General features: G+C 38.8%; 4 protein-coding genes and 2 pseudogenes. 3 read left to right on the top strand and 3 right to left on the bottom strand.

Features of this window, described 5'->3' with window-relative positions; translation table 11 throughout:
- Positions 1 to 164 (bottom strand): annotated as a pseudogene (locus tag LGZ99_RS23270) (PAS domain-containing protein); the annotation flags it as partial.
- 1,045 nt (positions 165 to 1,209) lie between these two features.
- On the opposite strand from LGZ99_RS23270, the pseudogene LGZ99_RS23265 reads away from it, so the two are divergent.
- The 3 genes and pseudogenes from LGZ99_RS23265 (at position 1,210) to LGZ99_RS23255 (ending at position 3,858) form a co-directional block, all read left to right on the top strand.
- Positions 1,210 to 2,886, top strand: a pseudogene (locus LGZ99_RS23265) (S-type pyocin domain-containing protein).
- Positions 2,886 to 3,353: a DUF6392 family protein gene (locus tag LGZ99_RS23260; RefSeq protein WP_021326965.1), complete on the top strand. Its 468-nt coding sequence runs from the start codon at positions 2,886 to 2,888 to the stop codon at positions 3,351 to 3,353. Before LGZ99_RS23265 ends, LGZ99_RS23260 begins: the two are co-directional and overlap by 1 nt.
- A gap of 103 nt (positions 3,354 to 3,456) precedes the next feature.
- The gene (locus LGZ99_RS23255) at positions 3,457 to 3,858 is read left to right on the top strand and encodes a DUF6392 family protein (RefSeq protein ID WP_315903526.1); all 402 of its coding nucleotides are present in this window, start codon (positions 3,457 to 3,459) and stop codon (positions 3,856 to 3,858) included.
- Positions 3,859 to 4,239: 381 nt separating this feature from the next.
- Here the strand turns inward: LGZ99_RS23255 and LGZ99_RS23250 are convergent, their stop codons facing one another.
- Both LGZ99_RS23250 and LGZ99_RS23245 read right to left on the bottom strand, forming a co-directional pair.
- Positions 4,240 to 4,920 carry a helix-turn-helix transcriptional regulator gene (locus LGZ99_RS23250; protein WP_262979725.1) on the bottom strand — a complete coding sequence of 227 codons (681 nt, stop codon included), beginning with the start codon at positions 4,918 to 4,920 and terminating at the stop codon, positions 4,240 to 4,242.
- 51 nt (positions 4,921 to 4,971) lie between these two features.
- Positions 4,972 to 5,208, bottom strand: a 237-nt coding sequence (locus tag LGZ99_RS23245) for a helix-turn-helix transcriptional regulator (protein ID WP_262979724.1), incomplete at its 5' end; no start/stop codon positions are given.

The raw sequence follows: 5,208 nt of genomic DNA, 5'->3' as shown, positions 1-5,208 counted from the left end.
GTAATATCGAAATCTTCTGGTAGATTGAGTAGTTGATAAAAAGCGGAATTGGCATAGATAAACCTTGATTGGCGATCTTTAGCTCCCCAAGGTTCGCTGCTTCTTTCCCACGTGTGAATTAATTGTGGGGTGATATTACTGGGTTTGTTTTTTATATGTTGCATTGTGACTCCTGAATGATTATTTCAGCCATTATCTGCAAGGTCTGACTGCTAATTATACTTTCACCATACTTAGAATATCTTGGCCTTATAATAGAATATAATAACTTGCGCGTCAAAATACATATATTTATTAATTAAACCTTATTATTATTTTATGTAGTAATTTTAATTATGGGTAAATGTAACAGATAATACTATTATATATGAAAACATTTTAGAATAATTACTAATTAGATAAATTAATGAATTTGATTTTTCAGTCATGAGTAATTAAGTGACATGTGTTAAAAATTTTCCGTCATAAACCAGGGATGGAGAGAGCGACTCTTATAACGATGACTTGTAATAGGATGAAAGAAAAGGTGTTATCTCTGGGCCAGAATAATGCGAATAAAATAGTATTTAATTGAAATAATGTACGATCAATTAAAGGATGCCTCTTAAATAGAGTCTGAGAGATATTGTAATTCTATAAGATATATTTAGGAATTATCAGCATAATCAACTATATGAGCTTTTTAACCCAAAAACCGGGTTTGAATTTTTTGACTGTTGAAATAACTAAACTTAAATAAAATTAAGGTTAGGTAAATTCTGCTTAATTTAATTTTTGAAGAATAATGGAATAAAAAACTTACTTAAAATAGTATAGCTACAAGATATAAAGTTGTATTTTAAGTTCAACTTAGATATTTGTAACAACCGGAGCTTTACCCTATTTGCCGAAATTTGTCTCAAGGATTTTTGTCTTGATGGAACAGGTGCGACCAACAACGGATGGCAACCGCGTGTGAAGGGGATCTCGCCACCTGTGGTAAACATTCCGGTACATTTGATAATAAATTGTATTTAGTATGTTAATAAGCATGATGAATTACTAAAATCAATCAAGCTAATTTCTCCAATTTTCGGAATATTCCTATATCTTTTTAAGTTAAATTCATTGCACTATTGATTATCTATTAACCTATAAGTGGTAAGAATATGATGACCATTTCAGTTAGACCCACTCTTCGTACTGTAAACCAATGGGGAAATCAATAGAATGGCAAAAGGCTATTATCTGCTCGTTGGTGATAAAACAACCTGTGGTGGAGTTATCATCACCGGCGACCAGACCATCACATTTAACGGGCGGGCAACCGCACGTGAAGGGGATCACGTCACCTGCGGTAAACATTCCGGTACTTACATGATTGTTGGGGGCGTACCCAGCATGTTTAGCATGGGACGGTGATTGGCGGGCACATTAGATAGTGTCAGCACCTGTCCCTGTCGGGCCCGGCTGATCAATTCCGTGATGGACAGCTATGAGAAGCAGGAAGAAGTTGCTGATCGGGCTGTTGCTCCCACTAATATGGCGGCACAGAATGTCGCTTCGCCGGTGAAAGCGGCGGGAAGCGTTCAGTCTGGGCCACCGCCTGTGACGCAGGCTCCCCCACCGCCGATAGCGGTGTTTACGAAATCCTGCCAGCGGGGCAAAGGCTGTACCGATGCCGGAACTGAGCCTGAACCCGCGAATAACTTCGGGCGAATGGGGATATATCAGGTGCCGTCATCTTCCGCTCCGGTAGCGGCGCAAAAGCCTGAACCGCCTCCCCAGGGCAAGAAACACCCGCCAAAGCCGGATAAACCGCAGGATAAAAAATTACCGTGGTATAAGCGGTGGTTTCGTGGTGGAAAAGCGCAGGCCGAAGCGGCTGCTACGGCAGTGGCGGCCACTACCCGCAGCGTGGCCGCGGATGGGGAAGCGCTGGTGATGCGTTACATTGGCGGTGGCGCTGCCAGCTCCGGGCGCTGGCTGGCGGCTCCAAATCCGTTGACGGTCGGGTTAATGGGATTGTTTTATTCACCGAAGCTGAATGAAGGTGAAGAAGATTATTTAAACCGCTATCGCCTTAGTGAGATTGCCGAGCAGTTTGGTAAAGCCCCGACGCGTGTGCGTTTCCGCTGGATAAGAGATGAAAAAAGCGGCAGGATGACGGTTCAGGGGTATCACGTCGGCCCGGAAAGTGGTCTGGATAAAGTGCCGGTTCGTATGATGACACTGAATCGGACCACCGGTAATTATGAGTTTTGGGAACCGGGAGAAACCCGGCCGACAATTTTATGGACGCCGAACGAACAGGAGTTTCAGGTTCCAGCCCATACCGGGAATGAAGAACGGCCGTTTATTCCGTCGCAAATCACCGTATTGCCAATCCCGGAAAAAGTGGGCAGCGATATTGAATCGTTGCCGATGCCGGAAGAGAAGGATTTCCGCGATTATATTCTGATCTTCCCGATCCCGAATATGCCGCCGGTGTATGTGTATTTGAGTAAACCGCCGGTGAAATTGTTTGAGGTGGATTTGTACAGTAATTTTGCGGGCAGGCCAAGGAATGGGACACATGCTGATCATATGCCTTCTTCTGCGGCAGTTCAGGTTTACTGGAAGAACCTTTATCCAGAGTTGAAATCTAAACAACTTGAAAGACTATCGAAAGATGTGGCAGCCATAATTGTTCCTGCTGATGTCCATAGAAAGCTCAGTGCGACTTATGGGGGGCGTAATACCCCTGAGCAAATACAACAAGATGCTAATGATTTACGGGGAGCTGTGGACCGAGATTTTAATACGATAATGCCAGCATTACAGGAGTATGGCGCAACAGAGTCTCAGCTCGAAGAAGCTAGGATGAAAATGCATAAACTAAATCAAGAACAAGGATTATATAAGTAATGGCAATCAATGTAGAAGCATTAATAAACAGTTTGGGAAAAACGTATCAGGAGATCTTTGATATGGGGTTAATTCCTTATAAAACGAAACCAACAGGAAATATTGGAACTGAATATATATCCCTAGATATGGCCAAGGAAGGCGTTTATCTCGCTTTTAAAAGAGAGAATAAAGTACTGTTTGATGTGACACTTACCTTACTTGATAGTGATAAACCATCATACGTATTTCCAAATGAATTACCATCACCGCTGATCCCACATATGTCGCGTCAATGGATCTATGAACAGTTCGGATTACCAGAGAAATCAAAAGAGCCAAAAGTTATCATGAAACAAGTTTTTGGATGGACTGATTTGTACACGGTACTGGATTTTCGTATACCAACTAACATGCAAATTGATTACGATCTATTAGAACGTGTCAGAGAGGTCACATTTTTACCCACCTCAGAAGTACGCTGGTAGTTAATAGATAAGGAGGCAGTTTTTTCTTAAAAGCTTTTTCATTAGCGGTTTGAAAAGCCAAACCGCAGATGAATTGGCTTAACCAAGAATAGGAATTATATAAATAATCGCAGTTAATATTGAAGCATTAATTAATCGCTTGGAGAAAACCTATCAGGAAATTTTTGATGAGGGATTAATTCCTTACAAAACTAAACCAAAAGGATATTTGGGGAGTGACCATATATCATTAGATATGATCAAAGAAGGTGTATATCTAGCATTTAGAAGAGATAATAAGGCTTTATTTGTTGTAACAATTATCTTGCTTGATAGTGATAAATTATCATATCAATTCTCTAATGAATTACCACCGCCATTAATTCCTATGATGTCTCGTCAATGGATTCATGAACATTTTGGTGAACCTGAGAGATCACATTCTCCAGAGATGATTATGAAGCACCAGTTTGGTTGGAAAGAATTATATACACTGCTTGATTTTCATATTCCTATAAGTATGTAGATATCTTATGATCTGCTTGAGCGTGTAGAATATATGACATTTTTACCCACATCAGAAGTGGGTTGGTAATTAATAATAGATGGGAGGTTTTTTTAAAAGCTAATTTATTTTCATATCCTAAATAAGATTCCAAAATAGCGCTACATCTTATGCTACTCATAATTCTATGTATAACACTGGGTTGAAGAAGGTCATGTGTGGCAGAATTATGAAAAGTTATTTAGAGTCAGTAACTTATTTAGGCCAACCCATAATAAATAAAATTTGAAGAACTATATTTTATCCCCACGGTTCATTGCTTATTTCTATTGTATCAATAATCTGAGGTGATATTGTATAGTTCTTCTTCATATTCATATGAAATCCTTTATAATCTATGGCTTAAAGAAACATTTTACTCTCTGGATGCACAAATCTTTCTGGTACATAGAGATCATAATCATTCAGCCGGCAATACTCTTCCAACTGATAACTGGAATTAACACCAATTTTTCTATATATCCGTGCGATATGAGTTTCAACGGTGCGATAGGAGATATTCAACATTTTGCCCATTTGCTTACTGGTATACTTTTGTAAAAGAAGAAAAATAATATCCCATTCCCGCTGAGTAAATAAATCAGTCGGTGGTTGGAACATAATAGATGCAGGGAGTTTTCCATGATATAGACGGGTTAAAGAATAGTCCTGAGCTTGCCAACCATGACATATAACGCCTATACAACTTCCATCATCACGGTAAATAGGGTTTTTTTCAAAAAAATAAGATGATAGAAATTTATCTTTCCCGTGTATCTGTGTTTGAAGGGAACATATTCTCTGTTCTCTTTCCATCACTTTTTTATCGTGAGCAATAAATTCTTTTGCAAATTCAGCGCCAGCCCAGGGAAGTTCATGATCATAAAGCCCTTCATAATCAAACGATTCTTCAAAATTATGAAGTTTTTTTACTGCTGAATTACAGTAAATAAAACATGAATTTTCATCTTTTATTCCCCACGGGTCATTACTTTGCTCTAATGTGTTAATTACTTGAGGTGAAAGGGTTAATTTACTATTCACAGTATCATTCCTCTTTTTCTAGTCTTAAAATTTGATTGCTGATATTTAAGTTTATAGTCGATCTAATTCTATGCTACCAATAGTAACAAATCTTTCTGGAATATAAAGATCAAATTTATTTTCTTTGCAGAAATCTTTTAATTCTGCATGCAATGGCAAATCAAATTTTCGGTAAATTGACTGAATATGATTAACCACATCTTCCGTACTTATCATTAACTCCTCACTGATACTTTCTTCATCCAATGAACGAAGGGCCAGAAAGAGAACTTCCCATTCAGTTTGCGT

It is taken from the genome of Photorhabdus temperata (assembly GCF_025384845.1).
GTDB lineage: Bacteria > Pseudomonadota > Gammaproteobacteria > Enterobacterales > Enterobacteriaceae > Photorhabdus > Photorhabdus temperata.
Note: the sequence above shows the minus strand (reverse complement) of the source record. Positions and strands in the feature narration are given on the sequence as shown.